Raw genomic sequence first — 17,982 nt, forward strand, 5'->3', positions numbered from 1 at the left:
GACGCGGGACGTCTTCAGGACGGCGAACCGTTCCTGGCCGGCACCGCGGTCAGCCCCGTGGTGCGCATGTCCGCAACCACGGCCACCGAACTCGGTGTGACACCGGGAGATCCGGTGACGGTGAGCACCGACCGCGGTGCTGTCACGCTGCCGCTCTCGATTGCCGAGATGCCCGACCGGGTGGTGTGGGTGCCCACCAATTCCCCGGGATCAGCGGTCCATCGCCAACTCGGGGTAACCGCCGGAGCACTGGTCTCGATCAGGCGGGCCGAGTCATGACCTACCCCGACCCCACCCTGTTCGGTCACGACCCGTGGTGGCTGATCCTGGCCAAAGCGCTCGGGGTGTTCGTCTTCCTGCTCCTCACGGTGCTCTCCGCGATCCTGATCGAACGTAAGGTGCTGGGCCGCATGCAGCTGCGGCCCGGCCCGAACCGGGTCGGCCCCTGGGGACTGCTGCAGTCATTGGCCGACGGCGTGAAACTCGCTCTCAAGGAGGGCCTCACCCCCGCCGGCATCGACAGGCCCATCTATCTTCTGGCGCCGATCATCTCGGTGATCCCGGCGTTCATGGCGTTCGCGGTGATCCCGATGGGCGGCGAGGTCTCGGTGTTCGGTCACCGCACCGCGCTGCAATTGACCGATCTCCCCGTGGCGGTGCTCTACATCCTCGCCGTCACCTCCATCGGGGTGTACGGCATCGTGTTGGCCGGCTGGGCGTCCGGATCCACCTATCCCCTGCTGGGTGGCCTGCGGTCGAGCGCCCAGGTGATCTCGTACGAGATCGCGATGGCCTTGTCGTTCGCCGCGGTGTTCCTCTACGCGGGCACCATGTCCACCTCCGGCATCGTCGCGGCCCAGGATCGCACCTGGTACGTATTCCTGCTGCTGCCGTCGTTCGTGGTGTATGTGACCTCGATGGTGGGCGAAACCAACCGGGCCCCTTTCGATCTGCCCGAGGCCGAGGGAGAACTGGTCGGCGGATTCCACACCGAGTACTCGTCACTCAAGTTCGCCATGTTCATGCTCGCCGAGTACGTGAACATGACCACGGTCTCCGCCCTGGCCACCACGATGTTCCTCGGCGGCTGGCATGCACCGTTCCCGTTCAACCTGATCGACGGCGCCAACAGCGGCTGGTGGCCGCTGCTGTGGTTCACCGCCAAGGTGTGGGCGTTCATGTTCCTGTACTTCTGGCTTCGGGCGACCCTGCCCCGGTTGCGTTACGACCAGTTCATGGCATTGGGCTGGAAGGTGCTCATCCCCGTGTCCCTGGTCTGGATCATGGTCGTCGCGGTCACCCACAGCCTCCGCGAGCAGGGCTACCACAACTGGGCCACCGGCCTGGTGACCACTGCGGTGGTAGTCGTCGCGGTGCTGGCCGTCGCGCTGTGGAAGGCACTGCGGGGCAGAACTGTTCAGCCGATACCGCAGCAGAGCACCGGGGCCTATCCGGTACCGCCGCTGCCGAACGCTGGGAAGGAGGCCGTCGATGCCTAAATTCCTCGACGCCCTGGCCGGATTCGCGGTCACGTTCAGTTCGATGTTCAAAAAGACACTCACCGAGCAGTATCCGGAGAAACCTGGTCCGGTGGCACCGCGCTATCACGGCCGCCATCAGCTCAACCGCTACCCCGACGGCCTTGAGAAGTGCATCGGCTGCGAGTTGTGCGCCTGGGCCTGCCCGGCCGACGCCATCTTCGTCGAAGGCGCCGACAACACTGACGCCGAACGGTTCTCGCCGGGTGAGCGCTACGGCCGGGTGTACCAGATCAACTACCTGCGCTGCATCGGTTGCGGATTGTGCATCGAGGCATGCCCGACACGCGCCCTGACGATGACCAACCAGTACGAGATGGCCGACGACAACCGGGCGGATCTGATCTGGGGCAAGGACAAGCTGCTGGCCCCGCTGCAACCCGGCATGCAGGCGCCCCCGCATGACATGGCGCCGGGCAGCACCGACGACGACTACTACCTCGGCCGGATCAACCCCCTGACCGAGGACGTCCAGTGAGCCCCGACGTCGTGCTACTCGCCGCGAGCACGTCGACGTCGGAGGCAGTTCTGTTCTGGATCCTCGGGATCGTCTCGGTGCTGGGCGCCATCGGAGTGGTAGCCGCGCCGAAAGCGGTGTACTCCGCGGTCTTCCTGGCCTGCACCATGATCTCGCTGGCAGTGCTGTATATCGCCCAGGGCGCCCAGTTCCTCGGGGTGGTCCAGGTGGTGGTCTACACCGGCGCGGTGATGATGCTGTTCCTTTTCGTGATGATGCTCATCGGAGTCGATCTGTCCGAATCCTTCGCGGAAACACTGCGCGGCCAACGTCTTGCGGCGCTCGCCGCCGGTACCGGATTCGGGATCCTGTTGATCGCCGGGATCGGCAACGTATCGGTCACCGGCTTCACCGGGCTGGCGCAGGCCAACAGCGGCGGCAATGTGGAGGGGCTCGCCGCGCTGATCTTCACCCGCTACCTGTGGGCGTTCGAACTGACCAGCACACTGCTGATCACCGCGGCGCTGGGCGCGATGGTGCTCGCACACCGGGAACGCGTCGAGCGCCGCAAGACCCAGCGCGAACTGGCCGTCGAACGGTTCCAGGCCGGAGGGCATCCGACCCCGCGGCCCAACCCCGGTGTCTACGCCCGCCACAACGCGGTCGACGTTCCGGCCCGGCTGCCCGACGGCTCCGACGCGGCGTCGTCGGTCAGCGCCATTCTGCCGCACCGCACGATGAGTAACTCGGCGAACGGGGAGGGGTGATGCCGTGAATCCCGACAACTATCTGTACCTGTCGGCGTTGTTGTTCACCATCGGCGCGTCAGGAGTGCTGTTGCGACGCAATGCCATCGTGATGTTCATGTGCGTCGAACTCATGCTCAACGCCGCCAATCTGGCGTTCGTGGCGTTCTCCCGCATGCACGGTCAGCTCGACGGCCAGGTGGTGGCGTTCTTCACCATGGTGGTTGCCGCCTGCGAGGTGGTGGTGGGCCTGGCGATCATCATGACGATTTTCCGCACCCGCCGTTCGGCCTCGGTCGACGACGCCAGCCTGCTGAGGCACTAAGGGCGACATGACGATTCCCATATGGCTCGTGATCGCCCTTCCCGCCGCCGGAGCCGTTGTGCTGTTGTTGAGCGGCCGACGTTCCGATCGGTGGGGACATCTGCTGGGTTGCGCTACGGCGCTGGGCGCGTTCGTACTCGGGGCAGTGCTGTTCGCCCAGATGCTGGGCCGCGACGGCGAGCACCGTGCGGTCGGCGAATCCCTGTTCTCCTGGGTGCCGGTGGCCGGCCTGCAGGTCGATTTCGGATTGCAGCTCGATCAGCTGTCGGTGTGCTTCGTGCTGCTGATCACCGGCGTCGGGTCCCTGATCCACATCTATTCGATCGGGTACATGGCCGAAGATCCTGATCGGCGGCGGTTTTTCGCATACCTGAATCTGTTCTTGGCAGCCATGCTGCTGCTCGTCCTCGCGGACAACTACCTCGGCCTGTACGCCGGGTGGGAAGGCGTGGGCCTGGCCTCATATCTGCTGATCGGGTTCTGGTCGCACAAGCCCTCGGCCGCCGCCGCGGCCAAGAAGGCGTTCGTCGTCAACCGCGTCGGCGACATGGGACTGGCCATCGCGCTGATGATCATGTTCGCCACCATCGGGTCGATCTCGTTCGCCGGGGTCTTCAGCGCCGCACCGTCATTGAGCGAGTCCACGCTCACCGCGATGGGACTGCTGCTGTTGTTGGGTGCCTGCGGCAAATCAGCCCAGGTGCCGCTACAGTCCTGGCTCGGAGACGCGATGGAGGGCCCGACCCCGGTTTCGGCGCTCATCCACGCCGCCACCATGGTCACCGCAGGCGTCTACCTAATCGTGCGGTCCGGGCCGATCTTCGATCTGGCCCCGGGCGCCCAGACCGGTGTGGTCATCGTCGGCGCCGTCACGCTGCTGTTCGGTGCGATCGTCGGCTGCGCCAAGGACGACATCAAGAAGGCCCTGGCCGCGTCCACGATGAGCCAGATCGGCTACATGGTGTTGGCCGCCGGGCTCGGACCGGCCGGTTACGCGTTCGCGATCATGCACCTGCTCACCCACGGCTTCTTCAAGGCCGGTCTGTTCCTGGGCGCCGGGTCGGTGATGCACGCCATGGACGACGAGGTGAACATGCGCCGCTACGGCGGGCTGCGCAAGCTCCTGCCGATCACGTTCGCCACCTTCGGGCTCGGCTACCTGGCCATCATCGGGGTACCGCCGCTGGCGGGCTTCTTCTCGAAAGACAGCATCATCGAGGCGGCGCTGGGTGCCGAGGGCATCCGGGGCGTGATCCTCGGCGGGGCAGCAATTCTCGGCGCCGGGATCACCGCGTTCTACATGACCCGGGTGATGCTGATGACCTTCTTCGGCGAGCCGCGCTGGGATGAACAGGCACATCCGCACGAGGCCCCGGCCGTGATGACCTGGCCGATGATCCTGCTCGCGGTCGGCTCGGTGGTCTCCGGCGGTGCGCTGGCCGTCGGCGGCACGCTGTCGCATTGGCTCGAGCCGGTGGTCGGCGCTCACGAGGCGCACCACGCGATCCCGGCGTGGGTGGTCACGGTGATGGTGCTCGCGGTCGTCGCGGTCGGCATCGCGGTGGCCTACCGGATGTACGCGCGGCGGCCGGTCCCGGCCGAGGTGCCCGGCGGGTCTGCGCTGACGGTGGCCGCGCGCCGCGATCTGTACGGCGACGCATTCAACGAGGCGGTGTTCATGCGAGGCGGCCAGACCCTCACCGAGGCGCTGGTCGCCGTCGACGACAAGGTGGTCGACGGCACCGCCGGCGGGCTGGCCGCACTGGTGAGCCGAACGTCGAATGGACTGCGCCAGTTGCAGACCGGCTTCGCCCGGTCCTACGCGTTGTCCATGCTCACCGGGGCGGCTCTGGTGGTGGCGACGATCCTGGCGGTGCGACTGTGGTGAGCACATTTCCGTGGCTGACGGCGCTGTGGGCGCTCCCGACGGTGGGGGCCGCGGTGGTGATGCTGCTGCCGGCCGCGCAACGGACACTGGCGAAATGGCTGGCACTGGCGATCTCGCTGGCAGCACTTGGCCTGGCGGGCGTGATCGCCGTCGGCTTCGATCCGGCCGGCGAGCAGTATCAGTTCGTCGAATCCCACCGCTGGATCCCGTCGTTCGGTACCGGTTACATCCTCGGGGTCGACGGGATCGCCCTGGCCCTGGTCGTTCTCACGGCGGTGCTGCTGCCGCTGCTGATCATCGCGGGCTGGAACGATGCTGCCCGCCAGACCGGGCTGGGCGGCCGGGGCGTGCAGGCCTACCTGGCGCTGACCCTGGCCGTCGAGGGCATGGTGTTCATGTCTCTGGTGGCTCTGGACATCCTGCTGTTCTACGTGTTCTTTGAAGCCATGCTGATCCCGATGTACTTCCTGATCGGCGGGTTTGGCGGACACCGAGCTCAAGCTTCCAAAGCAGCGGTGAAGTTCCTGCTGTACAACCTTTTCGGTGGCCTGGTCATGCTGGCCGCGGTGATCGGCCTGTACGTGGTCACCGCGGGCAGCGACGCATTCGCATCGGGCACCTTTGATTTCCGGGCCATCGTCACGGCGGTCTCCTCGGGCGAGTTCGTGATCAACCCCGCGGTGGCGAACTTCTTGTTCCTGGGTTTCATGTTCGCGTTCGCGGTCAAGGCACCGCTGTGGCCGTTCCACCGTTGGCTGCCCGACGCCGCGGTCCAGGCGACCCCGGCCAGTGCGGTGCTGATGATGGCTATCATGGACAAGGTCGGCACCTTCGGCATGCTGCGCTACTGCCTGCCGCTGTTTCCCGATGCCTCAACCTATTTCCGTCCGCTGGTCATCACCCTCGCGGTGATCGGCATCATCTACGGTGCCGTCCTCGCGATCGGTCAGACCGATGTGATGCGCCTGATCGCCTACACCTCGATTTCGCACTTCGGTTTCATCATTCTCGGCATCTTCGTGATGACCAGTCAGGGCCAGGCCGGGTCGACGCTATACATGATCAATCACGGGATCTCCACGGCCGCACTGTTCCTGATCGCCGGGTTCCTGGTGTCGCGACGCGGCTCCCGCTTGATCGACGCCTACGGCGGCGTGCAGAAGGTCGCCCCGGTGCTCGCCGGAACGTTCCTGGTGGCCGGCCTGGCGACGTTGTCGCTGCCGGGTCTGGCGCCCTTCATCAGTGAATTCCTGGTTCTCATCGGCACATTCACGCGCTACCCGGTGGTCGCGGTGTTCGCCGCCACCGCGCTGGTGTTGTCCGCGGTGTACATCCTGTGGATGTACCAGCGGATGATGACGGGTCCGGTCCGCGACGGACTACTCGACGGTGACGACGGTGTGCGTGGCTTACATGATTTGGTGCCACGCGAACTCGTCGTCGTGGCACCGTTGATCGCGCTGCTACTGGTGTTGGGCATCTATCCCAAACCCGCGCTGGACGTGATCAATCCGGCCGTGCAGCACACCTTGACCACCATCGGACAGAGCGATCCGGTACCGAGCGCACCACCGACCATCGCCGAGGGGGGCCGCTGATCATGGTGACGCCGAGCATCGAGTACGGCCTGCTCTCCCCCATGCTGATCGTGTTCGGGATCGGGGTGGCCGGTGTGCTGGTCGAGGCCTTCCTGCCCCGTGCGGCCCGGTATCGGGTACAGGTCACCCTTGCGCTGGGTGGTTTGGTGGCCGCAGTGGTGGCGGTCGCGCTGCTGGCCCGCGAGCTGCACGGCACCCCCGGCAGGCCCGCGGTACTGGGCTCGGTGGTGCTCGATGCCCCGGCGTTGTTCTTGCAGGGCACCATCGCCCTGGTCGGCATACTGGGCATCCTGCTCATCGCCGAACGCCAGCCTGCCTCAGAGACTTCCGGCGATCCCCGCGGTCTGGACGGCTTCGCACCGCAGGCGTCCGCGGTACCGGGAAGTGTGGCCGAGAAGCTGGCTACGAAGACCGGCGTGATGCAAACCGAAGTCTTTCCGCTGACCATGTTCGCCATCGGCGGCATGCTGCTGTTCCCGGCCGCCGACGATCTGCTGACCATGTTCATCGCGCTGGAAGTGCTGTCTCTGCCGCTGTATCTGCTGTGCGGGCTGGCCCGCCGCCGCCGACTGCTGTCGCAGGAAGCGTCGCTGAAATACTTCCTGCTGGGCGCATTCTCGTCGGCGTTCTTCCTGTACGGCGCGGCCATGCTGTACGGCTACGCCGGGACGCTGGACCTGAACGGCATCGCCAACGCCGTTGTCACCAAGGCACCCAACACCCCGCTCGCGCTGATCGGTATCGCCCTGCTGCTGGTCGGGGTGTTGTTCAAAGTCGGTGCTGTTCCCTTCCATTCATGGATCCCCGACGTGTACCAGGGTGCCCCCACCGCGATCACCGCGTTCATGGCCGCGGCCACCAAGATCGCCGCGTTCGGCGCCATGCTGCGGATCTTCTACGTCGCGGTACCGCAGTTGCGCGACGATTGGCGGCCGGTCCTGTGGGCGATCGCGATCCTGACCATGGTGGTCGGCACCATCACAGCCGTCACCCAGACCGACGTCAAACGCATGCTGGCCTACTCCGCGGTCGCACACTCGGGTTTCATCCTCACCGGTGTGATCGCCGCCAACCCTTCCGGGGTGTCCGCGACGCTGTTCTATCTCTTCGCGTACGGCTTCAGCACGTTGGGGGCATTCGCGGTCGTCGGTCTGGTCCGCAATGCCACCGGCGAGGAGGCCACCGGGATGGCCCAGTGGGCCGGGCTGGGTCGACGCTATCCGATTGTCGGCGTGGTGTTTTCGCTGTTCCTGCTGGCGTTCGCCGGGATTCCGCTGACGAGCGGGTTCGTCAGCAAGTTCGCGGTGTTCAAGGCCGCGGGTGAAGGTGGGGCGATCCCGTTGGTCATCGTCGGCGTCATCGCCAGTGCTGTGGCGGCGTACTTCTACGTGCGCGTGATCGTGCTGATGTTCTTCACCGATCCACCCGACGACGCACCCGAGGTGGTCGTCCCCAGCGGGCTCACCACCGCCGTCGTCACCGTCACCGCGGCCATCACGTTCGCGCTCGGTGCATTGCCCCAGCCGCTGCTCGATCTGGCCAACAACGCCGAGACCTTCCTGCGCTGAGCACGTCGCGCGAGCAGACACATATGTACCCGACACGCCCGGAAATCAGGGACATTTGCGTCTGCTCGCGCGGGGAAAACGATGACGACCGTCCTGACAGCTGACCACGGCGCGGTCCGGGTCCTCACCCTCCATCGCCCAGAGGCGCGGAACGCTTTGGGCAGTGAGTTGATCGAGGAGCTCTACCACGCCCTGGACGACGCCGATGCAGACGAGACGGTGCGAGTCATCGTGCTCACCGGGACCGACCCCGCGTTCTGCGCCGGTGTCGACCTCAAACAGGCTCAGACGCTGGGCATGGAGTATTTCGCGAAGTTCCGGTCCCACAACTGCATCACCAAGACCGGCGAGCTCCGCACCCCGATCATCGGGGCGATCAACGGCGCGACGTTCACCGGCGGGCTGGAGATGGCCCTGGGTTGCGACTTCCTGATCGCCTCTGAACGCGCGGTGTTCGCCGACACCCACGCCCGGGTCGGGATACTGCCCGGTGGTGGGATGACGGCACGGCTCCCTCATGTTGTCGGCGCCGCGATGGCCCGCCGGCTCTCGATGACCGGAGAAGTCGTCGACGCCGCCCGCGCCGAACGCCTGGGTCTGGTCACCGAGGTGGTACCACACGGGCGGTTACTGGACCGGGCGCTGGAGTTGGCCGGTCAGATCGCCGAGGTTCCGGGCCCGACCATGGCCGGCCTCAAGGAGATCTACGCACGCGGCAGCGATCCCCTCATCAGGCCGGCACTCGCCGCCGAGCAGGCCATCGCCGGTGCGCAGACGCGCGACTTCGACGGCCTCGGCGAGCGTTATCGCGCTGTGGCCCAACGGAACCGAGGGCAGATCGACGACTAGCCCGCCCGAGCGGGTTCGATGATCGTCATTCCCGGCCCCGTGGGTGCATCCATGGCGGCCATCGCCGCACCCGCGTCGTCCAGCCCGACCCGCCGGGTGACCAACAACTCCGGCTGCAGCGCGCCGGACGCGAGAAGGTCGAGCATCGCCGGATAGTCGACGGCGGGCATACCGTGCGACCCGAGGATTGAGAGTTCCTGGGCGATCACCCGGTCCATCGGGAAGGCGGTCTGCGCCGCGTCACCCAGCAGCAGCCCCACCTGGACATGCCGGCCCCGGCGGCGCAGCGCGCAGACAGAGGCTGCCGCGACGGCGGGATGGCCGATGGCATCCACCCCGATGTGCACACCGCCTCCGGTCCTTTGAACGACTTCGGCTGCGACATCGGGGATCTCGGTACCGTTGATCAGCTCGTCGGCTCCGAGGCGACCGGCGGTGGCGAGCGCCTGCGCGTCGCGGTCGACGGCAACAACCCTGGCACCGAACGCTTTCGCGATCATCACCGCCGACAGGCCCACTCCTCCGCACCCGTGAACCGCCACCCATTGGCCGGGCCGCACCCCGCCGTGGGTGACCACGGCTCGGAACGACGTCGCGAAGCGGCACCCGAGCGACGCCGCCGCGACGAACGAGACGCTGTCGGGCAGCCGCACGAGGTTGGCCTGGGCCCGCGGCACCGCGACCCGTTGCGCGAACGAGCCCGGCAGGGTGAACCCGGGCTGCAGCTGGTTCGGGCAGACCTGGGCATCACCGGCCGCGCAGAATTCGCAGTGCCCACAGCCCAGGACGAAGGGTGCGGTCACCCGGTCACCCGCCTGCCAGCCCGATACGCCAGGACCGACCGCCACGATGGTTCCGGCGAATTCATGCCCGGGGATGATCGGCAGGGCTACCGGATCATGCCCTCGCCAGGCGTGCCAGTCAGACCGGCACACACCGGTGGCCGCGACCTCGACGACCACTCCGTCGTCGGGACATTCGGCGTCGTCCATCTCGACCACCCCGGGCAGCACACCGACCTGGGAATACATCACAGCACGCACAGCTGTGATCGTAGGCCGCCGCCCGCCAGGCTCAGCGATGCCGCTTGACGATGAAGCCGACGGTTCGCGCGCCGAGTCCCGGTAGTGCCGGTGTCGACATCTCCACCTGCCGGCGGGCCTGTTCGACGACGGGTGTCTCCGGGTCGAGCACCGACAGGTAAACCTCGTGAGCAGCAAGGGAATTCACTGCCACATCGGTATAGCCGTCGACCACCTCGCAGTGCGTCGGGTCCGGCCCGTTCTCGAAGAGCCAGGTGGGCGCATCGGCCAGACCGTCGTAGGCAGCCGCGACCGCGTGGGCGAACTCGACGTGATCACGCTGGTTCGGCGCACCGGGCGCCCACGCCGGACCGCTGTAGATGGTGATCACCACATCGGGCCGAAGCGCGACGATGGCCTCCGCGATCTTCGCGCGCAGCTCAGGGGTATCGCGGATGTTGCTGTCCGGAAAGTCCCAGAACGCCACGTCGTCGACCCCGACGATGGCGGCCGACCGACGCTGTTCCCCCTCCCGCAGCGGCCCGGCCTGCTCCGGAGGCATGCCGGCGATACCGACCTCGCCCCGTGACGCGAGCGCGTAGTGCACGGTCTTGCCCGCGGCGGTCCACTTCGCGACCGCCGCGCCGACCCCGTACTCGGGGTCATCCGGGTGCGGCACCAACACCAGCGCGGTCTGCCAATCGGCGGGAAAAGGTCGCACCGCCACCGCTAGCTCACCCGCGTGTTGTGGGCGGAGCGGATCAGCCAGCGCCCGTCGTGTTCGACGACGACATAGCTGATGATGCCGCTGCGGTCTTCCGGCTGCGCTCCCGCCTGCACGTGGTCGGGCCAGTCCCAGCGAGTGTGCACCAGCGCCACGCCCGGGGCGATCTCGGCGATGGCCTCGACCCGCTGGGTGTAGTTGCGCTTCTGGCGGACAACGGATTCCGGCACATCCAGGTGCCCCTCGACATTGTCGTCGCGCGAGGTCCACCACAGGCCGCTGTGCGCGACGAAGTCGGCATCCTCGGTGAAATACCGGCCCCAGCCCTCCATGTCGTGCGCTACCCACAGGTCGGTGGCGGCACTCATGACGGCCCTGATGTCCTGTTGATCCTTCGCGTTCACCAGACCAGTGTCGGACCGCAACATTGGTTCATGTCAACCCCAGCCCTGCGGCCGATAGGCCGCGCCCGGATGCCCAGGAACCAGCAACGGCCCGGCCCCGCCGAGCCGCTCGCGCAGGGTGGTCCGCTCAGCCTGGTCGGGTAGCCGGCCGCGACGACGCAACTCGGGTACGACATGGCGGGCGAAATCGACAAAGGTGCCCGGCGTCGTGACGTAGGCCAGGTTGAACCCGTCGACACCGGCTTCGTCGACCCACCGCTCGAGTTCATCGGCCACCTCGGTGGGTGAACCCACCACGACCGGGCCCCGACCACCGAGACCGACCTCGTGAGCCAGTTCCCCCGCCGTCCAGTTCCGGTCCGACGTGGTGAACGATGCCAGCGCAGAACGATTGGCCTCGGTCTGGACGTACTTCAGAGGTTCGTCGGGCCCGAGCTCGGCCAGATCCACGCCGGTCCAGCCGCCGAACAGCGCCAATGCCCCGGCTGCGCTGACAAACTGCCGGTACTCGTGCAGCTTGGCGACAGCCAGTTCCCGGGTCTCGGCGACGATCGGCGTCACCATCGTGAACACCTTGATGGACCGGGGATCTCGTCCGTGTTCGGCCGCGGCCGCACGCAGCGCCTTGACCGGCTTGGCGACGATCTCGGGCGTCGGGCCCGACACGAACACCGCCTCGGCGTGAGCCGCGGCGAACTTGACCCCTCGCGGCGAGGCGCCTGCCTGGAACAGCATCGGGGTGCGCTGCGGAGACGGTTCGCACAGGAACGGCCCCGGGACGCTGAAGTAGCGGCCCTTGTGCTCGATGTCATGGACTTTCGCCGGATCGGTGAACACGCCTCGTTCCCGGTCGCGGACGACGGCGTCGGGTTCCCACGATGCCTCCCACAGCTTGTAGCAGACCTCGAGGTACTCCTCGGCGATCTCGTAGCGCTCGTCGTGCGGGATCTGGGCATCCAGCCCCAGATTCCGGGCGGCACTGTCGAGATAGGAGGTGACGATGTTCCAGGCCACGCGGCCGTCGGTCAGGTGGTCGAGTGTCGAGAACCGCCGTGCCAGCGCATAGGGCTGCTCGTAGGTCAACGACACCGTGACACCGAACCCCAGGGTCTCGGTGACGGCCGCCATGGCCGAAACGGCCAGTGTCGGGTCGTTGACCGGTACCTGTGCGGCATCGGCCACCGCGGCATCCCGCGATGCGCCGTACACGTCGTAGACGCCGAGCACGTCGGCCAGGAACAACGCATCGAAGCCGCCGGCCTCCAGCGTGCGGGCCAGATCCGTCCAGTACTTGAGCTCGCGGTATCGGTAACCCTGGTCTTCGGGGTGGCGCCACAAACCCGCGGACTGATGTCCGACGCAGGCCATGTCGAAGGCGTTGAGATAGATCCTGCTCATCGCGCGTCCCCGATCTCATCCCGATGCGTTTCCCGCGCGAAATAGGCCGCCGCGAACGTGATCGCCGTCAGCACTACGAAATATCCGACGATCAGCCACGGGGTGCCGCCACCTGCGACCAGCAGCGCCGCCGCGATCAGCGGTGCGAAACCGCCCGAGAGCACGGCACCGATCTGATACCCCAACGAGGCACCGCTGTAGCGCACCCGGGTGTCGAACAATTCCCCGAACCAGGCGGCCTGCGGCCCGTACATGGCGTCGTGAGCGATGTTGACACCGAACACGATCGACAACATGATCGCGATGTGGGACCCGGTTCCCGCCGCGACGAAGAACAGGATGAGGGCCACCACACCGGCCACCGCACCGAACAGATACGGAGGCCGCCGGCCGATCCGGTCGGACAGCATTGCCCATGCCGGCGTACTGACCAGGCCGATGGCCGACGCGATCAAGACTGCCGTCAAGCCGACCTGACTGCCCGCGGACGACGAATCCTGCAGGTAGGTCAAGGAATACGTGGTCAGCAGGACAAACAGGGCGATCTGCGAGAACCGCAGCCCGGTGGTGATCAACACATTGCGGGGTTGGGTGCGCAGCACCTCCAGCACAGGCAGCCGCGCCACCTCACCGCGGTCTCGGACCTCGGTGAAAACCTCGGCGTCGGTGAGCCGCAGCCGGATCACCAGACCGATCACGACCAGGACGGCACTGAGCAGGAACGGGATTCGCCAACCGTAGGCGAGGAAGGCTTCGGGGCCTGCGACGGTTCTCGTCACGTAGAAGATCGCCGTCGAGAGCAACATGCCGGCCGGGGAACCCAATTGGGTGAAACTGCCGAACAGGCCGCGGCGACCTGGCGGTGCATGCTCCACCGAAAGTAGTGCCGCACCGCCCCATTCGGCGCCCACCGCCAGGCCTTGCAGCAGCCTCAGGCCGACCAGCAGCACGGGCGCGAGCAGCCCGATCTGGGCGTAGGTCGGCAGGAGTCCGATCGCGAAGGTGCTCAGCCCCATCCCCACGAGCGCGGCGACCAGAACCACCTTGCGCCCCAGCCGATCTCCGTAGTGACCAGATATCAGGGCGCCCAAGGGCCGGGCACCGAACCCCGCGGCGTAGGTCGCGAACGAGGCCAGCGTGCCCGCCGTCGACGAGATGTTCGGGAAGAACAACGGTTTGAAGACCAGGGCCGCGGCCGTGGCGTACAGGTAGAAGTCGTACCACTCGATCGTCGTGCCGACCGCACTACCCAGCGCGACGGTGCGCGCACTCGGCTTGGCGGGGGGCGCTGAACGCGGGTCGGTAATAGTCACGTGGCCGCAGGCTATGCGGGGTCGGACCGGCCCGGAAGATTTGTCCTCAGCCTGACGCAAAGGCGTCGGACGTTACTTTCCGACGGTAGCCCCGTGCACCAGGATCGCCGCCGTCTGCGCCACCCACTCGTCGTCGAGTTCGCGTTCGGGCCACAACAGCATCCGCAGCATGGTCGACCCGCCGATGAGCTCCACCAGGCGGTCCGGGTCGACATCCGGTTGGACCTCACCCCGCACGATGCCGTCGACGATCCGGGCGCGCACGGTGACGAAAGTCCCGGCGAACCGCTGCATCACCCGGGCGTTCAGGTCGGTGTCGGCGACGACGTCGGCGACCAGTCCGGGCAGCGCCGCACGCATCACCGGACTGGTGAACACATCGCGGGCGGCACCGATCATCGCCCGGATGTCTGCGGCGATGTCGCCCGCCGGCGCCGTCAACGCGGTCGCGGCAGCGGGGAACACTGCCTCGTGCACCAACTCCGCTTTGCTCGACCACCGGCGGTACAGCGCGGTTTTCGTGGTCTGTGCCCGCTCGGCGACCGCCGCCATGGTCAGGTTCGCGTAGCCGATTTCGACAAGCAGGTCCGCGGTCGCCTGCAATATGGCAGCGTCAATGCGCGGGTCGCGGGGGCGTCCCGCTCCGGCACTCTTGCCAACTGATGATGGCTCTGCTTTCATAACGCTACTAACAGTATCGTAATTGTGGCCGTAAGGAACAGTTGAATGGCAAACGAGGCCGTGGACGCTCCTGTGGAGAACGTCGACCACCTGCAACGCTCCAGCCGTGACGTCACCACCCTGCCAACGGTGCTGTCCAAATGGCTGTCCACCGTGATGCCGGGCGGCATCGCCCCTGAGATCACCGTGGAGAGCGGAGTCGACTCCAACGGCATGTCCTCGGAGACGATCATGCTGACCGGGCGCTGGGACGAGAACGGCGAGCCGAAGGAGCAGAAGTGGGTGGCCCGCGTCGCCCCCACCGCCGACGACGTCCCGGTGTTCTCGTCGTACCGGCTTGATCACCAGTTCGAGGTCATGCGTCAGGTCGGCGAACTCACCGATGTGCCGGTCCCCAACGTGCGCTGGATGGACACCACCGGCGAGGTGCTGGGCACTCCGTTCTTCCTGATGGACCGGGTCGACGGCCAGGTGCCGCCCGACGTCATGCCCTACACCTTCGGCGGCAACTGGTTCGCCGATGCCCCACTCGAACGCCAGCGCGAACTGCAGGACAGCACGGTCGAGGTGCTCGCGAAACTGCACGCGATCCCGGACGCCGCAGAACGGTTCGGGTACCTGTCCGAGATCGATCCACCCGGCGACACCCCGCTGCACCGGCACTTCGGCTGGCTCAAGGGCTGGTACGAGTACGCGGTACCCGATATCGGCCGTTCCCCGTTGGTCGAGCGGGCGCTGCAGTGGCTTGAGGACAACTTCCCCGAGGACGTGGCGGCGACGGACTCCGTGCTGATCTGGGGCGACTCCCGCATCGGCAACGTGCTCTACGACAACTTCCGGCCGGCTGCAGTGCTGGACTGGGAGATGGCCACCATCGGCCCTCGCGAACTCGATGTCTCCTGGATCATCTTTGCGCACATGGTGTTTCAGGAGCTGGCGGGCATGGCGGGGCTGCCGGGCCTGCCCGACGTGATGCGCGAGGAGGATGTCCGCGCCACCTACCGCGAGTTGACCGGGGCAGAACTCGGCGACCTGCGCTGGTTCTACATCTACTCGGGCGTCATCTGGTGTTGCGTGTTCATGCGCACCGGCGCCCGGCGGGTGCACTTCGGTGAGACCGAGAAGCCCGACGACGTCGAAACGATGTTCTACCACGCGCCGTTGTTGCGGCGTCTGATCGAGGAGTCCTAAATGCTCGGCCCGATGGACGAATTCCCGGTCCACCAAGTCCCCCAGCCGATCGCCTGGCCCGGGTCTTCCGACCGGAACTTCTACGACCGTTCGTATTTCAACGCCCATGACCGCACCGGCGACATCTTCGTCATCACGGGCCTGGGCTACTACCCCAACCTCGGGGTGAAGGACGCCTACTTCCTCGTACGGCGCGGCGATGAGCAGACGGCGGTACACCTGTCCGACGCGATCGATCAGGACCGGCTCAACCAGCACGTCGGCGCTTACCGGGTCGAGGTCACCGAGCCGCTCAAGAAGATCCGCATCGTGCTCGACGAGACCGAGGGCGTCGCCGCAGACCTCACCTGGGACGGGCTGTTCGATGTCGTCCAGGAACAGCCGCATCTGATGCGCCAGGGCAACCGGGTCACCCTCGACGCCCAGCGCTTCGCCCAATTGGGTTCCTGGAGTGGCCATCTCGAGATCGACGGCCAGCGCATCGACGTCACCCCAGACACCTGGATCGGCTCGCGCGACCGGTCCTGGGGCATCCGCCCGGTCGGTGAGGCCGAACCGGCCGGACGTCCGGCCGACCCGCCGTTCGAAGGCATGTGGTGGCTGTATGTGCCGATGGCTTTCGACGACTTCTCGATCGTCTTCATCATCCAGGAGGACCCCAGCGGGTTCCGCTCGCTCAACGACTGCAGCCGCGTCTTCAAGGACGGCCGCGTCGAGCAGCTCGGCTGGCCGCGGGTGAAGATCCACTACCGCTCCGGCACCCGGATTCCGACCGGGGCCACCATCGAGGCCACCGCGCCCGACGGCACGCCCGTCCGGTTCGACGTGGAATCCAAACTGCCCGTGCCGATTCACGTCGGCGGCGGCTATGGCGGCGACGTCGACTGGATCCACGGCGTGTGGAAGGGCGAGAAGTTCATCGAGCGCCGCACCTACGACATGAACGATCCGGCGGTTGTCGGCCGGACCGCGTTCGGCGTGATCGACCACGTCGGACGGGCCCTGTGCACCGAGGGCAACGGTGCGCCGGTGGAAGGCTGGGGCCTGTTCGAGCACGGCGCACTCGGCCGACACGATCCGTCCGGCTTCGCCGACTGGCTCACCGTCGCCCCGTAGCCACTTTCAGGCAGCCCAGAACAGCGCCGCCGCGCCGATCGCCTCTACGAGGCAGTAGAACCAGTTGGGGTAGAAGGCCGTCCGTTCGTCGAACACCGCCGAGACGGCACGGCCGACTGCCATTCCGGCCAGTGCGGCACCGACGGTGATCAGTACCCCGGTGCGCACCTCCCCCGGCGCCACAGCCGCGTATGCCAGCACCGCGGCGATGGCAAGACCGAAGCCGCCGTACACGCCACGGACTTCCGCGCGGGCCGCGGCAGTCCTCAGGTCGTAGTCGAAGGGACGCAGAATCGCCTTCGGAGCTGCCAGCGCGTACACACCCATGCCGAGGAAGAACACCCCGGCCACGACGATCACTGCGATGACCACGGTAAGCCTCCTGTTCACGTTGTCCCGCTCAGCATGCAGACTGAACCCGTGCCTGCGCTTCCACAAACCTGCTGCCCCACGGTGTGGCTGTGGCCGGGGCAGGCGCTCTATTCCGGGCCCGGTCTCGGTCTGCAGCCGCATTCCGGATCCGTGTGGTGCTTGGCCGTCGGGGTCGACGGACCGCTGACGGTGACGGTGCAGGGCACCGCGATCGTCGCACGCAGTGTGTTGATTCCACCGCGGCTCACCCATCACCTGTCGATGCAGGGTGGGTTGGTGTCGTGCTATCTCGATCCCAGTTCGCAGCGCAGCGCGTCGTGCCGTGAGCAGTTCGGCTTCCGCGGCGGCATCGGCGTCGGTCACGCCGCCGAGGCCGTCCTGACGGCGAGGCCGGGCGACGACGATGCCGCCCGGCGCTGGCTGGACCTGGCCGCACCGGATACACCTCATCGGATCGATCCCCGGATCGAGCTGGTGGCCAAGCAGATTCGCGAAGATCCGGCGGCAGCGGTGTCGGCGCGTGAGTTCGCGGCCGCCGCGGGGTTGTCCGAATCGCGATTCCTGCATCTGTTCCGGCGTGAGGCCGGCACCAGCCTCCGCCGCTACCGGATGTGGAGCCGGCTCGTGTCAGCGGGCGCCGCCGTGGCAGCAGGGCAGAATCTGACCACAGCGGCGGCCGATTCCGGATTCGCCAGCCCGTCGCACCTGGCCGACACCTTCAAGACCACGTTCGGGCTGTCGGCGACGCAGCTGCTGACGACGGGCCTGCGCATCCGAACCCCCTGACGAGCG

Annotated in this window: 19 protein-coding genes; 12 read left to right on the forward strand and 7 right to left on the reverse strand. The window is 66.9% G+C overall.

What is annotated here, in order from left to right; genetic code table 11:
• The 9 genes from EH231_RS21970 to EH231_RS22010 form a co-directional block, all read left to right on the forward strand.
• Nucleotides 1–279: molybdopterin dinucleotide binding domain-containing protein (locus EH231_RS21970; protein ID WP_277425612.1), on the forward strand; the 279-nt coding region annotated here is incomplete at its 5' end.
• Entirely contained in the window at nucleotides 276–1,499 is a 1,224-nt protein-coding gene (gene nuoH / locus EH231_RS21975; RefSeq protein ID WP_090433890.1) for an NADH-quinone oxidoreductase subunit NuoH, read from the forward strand. The genes EH231_RS21970 and nuoH, both read left to right, overlap by 4 nt.
• Entirely contained in the window at nucleotides 1,492–2,016 is a 525-nt protein-coding gene (gene nuoI / locus EH231_RS21980) for an NADH-quinone oxidoreductase subunit NuoI (RefSeq protein ID WP_090433888.1), read from the forward strand. The genes nuoH and nuoI overlap by 8 nt, the downstream gene beginning before the upstream one ends.
• Nucleotides 2,013–2,762: an NADH-quinone oxidoreductase subunit J gene (locus EH231_RS21985; RefSeq protein WP_124713330.1), complete on the forward strand. Its 750-nt coding sequence runs from the start codon at nucleotides 2,013–2,015 to the stop codon at nucleotides 2,760–2,762. Before nuoI ends, EH231_RS21985 begins: the two co-directional genes overlap by 4 nt.
• Nucleotides 2,763–2,766: 4 nt before the next feature.
• Nucleotides 2,767–3,066 (forward strand): NADH-quinone oxidoreductase subunit NuoK, encoded by a 300-nt coding sequence (gene nuoK / locus EH231_RS21990; RefSeq protein ID WP_044516943.1) that lies wholly within the window; start codon nucleotides 2,767–2,769, stop codon nucleotides 3,064–3,066.
• Between the two features lie 7 nt (nucleotides 3,067–3,073).
• Nucleotides 3,074–4,954: an NADH-quinone oxidoreductase subunit L gene (nuoL, locus tag EH231_RS21995; RefSeq protein ID WP_124713331.1), complete on the forward strand. Its 1,881-nt coding sequence runs from the start codon at nucleotides 3,074–3,076 to the stop codon at nucleotides 4,952–4,954.
• Entirely contained in the window at nucleotides 4,948–6,552 is a 1,605-nt protein-coding gene (locus EH231_RS22000) for an NADH-quinone oxidoreductase subunit M (protein WP_090433883.1), read from the forward strand. Before nuoL ends, EH231_RS22000 begins: the two co-directional genes overlap by 7 nt.
• 2 nt (nucleotides 6,553–6,554) lie before the next feature.
• Complete coding sequence (nuoN, locus tag EH231_RS22005; RefSeq protein WP_090433881.1) at nucleotides 6,555–8,120, forward strand: NADH-quinone oxidoreductase subunit NuoN; 1,566 nt, start codon at nucleotides 6,555–6,557, stop codon at nucleotides 8,118–8,120.
• A gap of 81 nt (nucleotides 8,121–8,201) precedes the next feature.
• Entirely contained in the window at nucleotides 8,202–8,969 is a 768-nt protein-coding gene (locus tag EH231_RS22010) for an enoyl-CoA hydratase (protein WP_090433879.1), read from the forward strand.
• Here EH231_RS22010 and EH231_RS22015 read toward each other — a convergent pair.
• From EH231_RS22015 to EH231_RS22040, 6 genes are all read right to left on the reverse strand, one after another.
• Complete coding sequence (locus EH231_RS22015) at nucleotides 8,966–10,012, reverse strand: zinc-dependent alcohol dehydrogenase family protein (protein ID WP_090433877.1); 1,047 nt, start codon at nucleotides 10,010–10,012, stop codon at nucleotides 8,966–8,968. The two genes, EH231_RS22010 and EH231_RS22015, sit on opposite strands and share 4 nt — an antisense overlap.
• Before the next feature lie 31 nt (nucleotides 10,013–10,043).
• Nucleotides 10,044–10,718 (reverse strand): PIG-L deacetylase family protein, encoded by a 675-nt coding sequence (locus tag EH231_RS22020; RefSeq protein ID WP_090433875.1) that lies wholly within the window; start codon nucleotides 10,716–10,718, stop codon nucleotides 10,044–10,046.
• A gap of 2 nt (nucleotides 10,719–10,720) precedes the next feature.
• Nucleotides 10,721–11,119, reverse strand: coding sequence for an SgcJ/EcaC family oxidoreductase (locus tag EH231_RS22025; RefSeq protein WP_090434187.1), 399 nt, complete (start codon nucleotides 11,117–11,119; stop codon nucleotides 10,721–10,723).
• Nucleotides 11,120–11,152: 33 nt separating this feature from the next.
• Nucleotides 11,153–12,517, reverse strand: a complete 1,365-nt coding sequence (locus tag EH231_RS22030) for an LLM class flavin-dependent oxidoreductase (RefSeq protein ID WP_124713332.1) — start codon at nucleotides 12,515–12,517, stop codon at nucleotides 11,153–11,155.
• Entirely contained in the window at nucleotides 12,514–13,830 is a 1,317-nt protein-coding gene (locus EH231_RS22035) for an MFS transporter (RefSeq protein ID WP_124713333.1), read from the reverse strand. The genes EH231_RS22030 and EH231_RS22035 overlap by 4 nt, the downstream gene beginning before the upstream one ends.
• Before the next feature lie 72 nt (nucleotides 13,831–13,902).
• Entirely contained in the window at nucleotides 13,903–14,511 is a 609-nt protein-coding gene (locus EH231_RS22040; protein WP_090433868.1) for a TetR/AcrR family transcriptional regulator, read from the reverse strand.
• 45 nt (nucleotides 14,512–14,556) lie between these two features.
• Here EH231_RS22040 and EH231_RS22045 point away from each other — a divergent pair, with 45 nt between their 5' ends.
• Complete coding sequence (locus tag EH231_RS22045; RefSeq protein WP_090433866.1) at nucleotides 14,557–15,702, forward strand: phosphotransferase family protein; 1,146 nt, start codon at nucleotides 14,557–14,559, stop codon at nucleotides 15,700–15,702.
• Nucleotides 15,703–16,818, forward strand: coding sequence for an Rv3169 family protein (locus tag EH231_RS22050; protein ID WP_124713334.1), 1,116 nt, complete (start codon nucleotides 15,703–15,705; stop codon nucleotides 16,816–16,818). It abuts the gene before it with no gap.
• 6 nt (nucleotides 16,819–16,824) lie between these two features.
• Here the strand turns inward: EH231_RS22050 and EH231_RS22055 are convergent, their stop codons facing one another.
• Entirely contained in the window at nucleotides 16,825–17,190 is a 366-nt protein-coding gene (locus EH231_RS22055; RefSeq protein ID WP_205263108.1) for a DUF4345 domain-containing protein, read from the reverse strand.
• A 33-nt stretch (nucleotides 17,191–17,223) separates the two neighbouring features.
• On the opposite strand from EH231_RS22055, the gene EH231_RS22060 reads away from it, so the two are divergent.
• Complete coding sequence (locus tag EH231_RS22060; RefSeq protein WP_124713335.1) at nucleotides 17,224–17,976, forward strand: helix-turn-helix domain-containing protein; 753 nt, start codon at nucleotides 17,224–17,226, stop codon at nucleotides 17,974–17,976.
• Nucleotides 17,977–17,982: the final 6 nt, after the last annotated feature.

This window comes from Mycolicibacterium nivoides, assembly GCF_003855255.1.
GTDB lineage: Bacteria > Actinomycetota > Actinomycetes > Mycobacteriales > Mycobacteriaceae > Mycobacterium > Mycobacterium nivoides.

Bases quoted from the DNA above. Each gene is read 5' to 3' on its own strand.
- nuoL (WP_124713331.1), top strand. From the start codon at position 3,074: ATGACGATTCCCATATGGCTCGTGATCGCCCTTCCCGCCGCCGGAGCC.
- EH231_RS22040 (WP_090433868.1), bottom strand. From the start codon at position 14,511: ATGAAAGCAGAGCCATCATCAGTTGGCAAGAGTGCCGGAGCGGGACGC.
- nuoI (WP_090433888.1), top strand. From the start codon at position 1,492: ATGCCTAAATTCCTCGACGCCCTGGCCGGATTCGCGGTCACGTTCAGT.
- EH231_RS22030 (WP_124713332.1), bottom strand. From the start codon at position 12,517: ATGAGCAGGATCTATCTCAACGCCTTCGACATGGCCTGCGTCGGACAT.
- nuoH (WP_090433890.1), top strand. From the start codon at position 276: ATGACCTACCCCGACCCCACCCTGTTCGGTCACGACCCGTGGTGGCTG.
- nuoN (WP_090433881.1), top strand. From the start codon at position 6,555: ATGGTGACGCCGAGCATCGAGTACGGCCTGCTCTCCCCCATGCTGATC.
- EH231_RS22060 (WP_124713335.1), top strand. From the start codon at position 17,224: ATGCAGACTGAACCCGTGCCTGCGCTTCCACAAACCTGCTGCCCCACG.
- EH231_RS22010 (WP_090433879.1), top strand. From the start codon at position 8,202: ATGACGACCGTCCTGACAGCTGACCACGGCGCGGTCCGGGTCCTCACC.
- EH231_RS22045 (WP_090433866.1), top strand. From the start codon at position 14,557: ATGGCAAACGAGGCCGTGGACGCTCCTGTGGAGAACGTCGACCACCTG.
- EH231_RS22050 (WP_124713334.1), top strand. From the start codon at position 15,703: ATGCTCGGCCCGATGGACGAATTCCCGGTCCACCAAGTCCCCCAGCCG.